We start from the raw sequence: 624 nt of genomic DNA, 5'->3' as shown, positions 1-624 counted from the left end.
ATTGCAGGCGGTGTTACTTCGCACTGCGTCGCAATTTCTTGACCGGTATGACCGTCAGCGGCCATCAAGATAATCTTTGCCCGGCGCACGAGAGAGTGAGGCAGCGAACGCGAGCGGCTCATTGAGAGCAATTGCTCTCGGCTCCAGCTCCGACACGACAAGCTCGATTCCTTTGCGTCCCATGATCGCCCCCAACTCACCGTGATTCGATCATAGAACAATCTGAATTTACGTAAAGTTATTTCTGGGACAGAACACTAGATCCTTCCAAATACCCGTGCAATATCCCGCGCGAAACTTCGTGTCAGGATTCTGAGGCGGCTATGTGATGGAGCCTGGGATCGACTACGACGAGATCGAGACCTTCGTGGTGCCGAAAAACACCACGTATATCGTCCGCGCCGAAATGGACCACTACGACGAAGACCCGGAGGACGAAGTCGGCGCTTCCTGCATCGTTGCGGTCACCATGCAGCCTCAAAGAAATGATAAGTATTGCCGTAGACGTGAACGACTTGATACCGGGGCCGGCGGCGACGTAGTCGATAGCCCTCATCGAGCCCCTTCAGGTTCCGCCGTTGGAAGGGACGGCTGTGTCGACCAAGGCCGCGCCACATGGGCTAG

The 624-nt window shown here is 55.6% G+C and carries 1 protein-coding gene; it reads left to right on the top strand.

What is annotated here, in order from left to right; all coding sequences use genetic code 11:
• Window positions 1-328: 328 nt before the first annotated feature.
• A partial coding sequence (locus AB4Y43_RS40480) for a hypothetical protein (protein WP_368730290.1) occupies window positions 329-624 on the top strand: 296 nt, incomplete at its 3' end.

It is taken from the genome of Paraburkholderia sp. BR10872, from assembly GCF_040965835.1.
GTDB lineage: Bacteria > Pseudomonadota > Gammaproteobacteria > Burkholderiales > Burkholderiaceae > Paraburkholderia > Paraburkholderia nodosa_A.
This window is presented reverse-complemented; position numbering and strand designations above follow the sequence as displayed.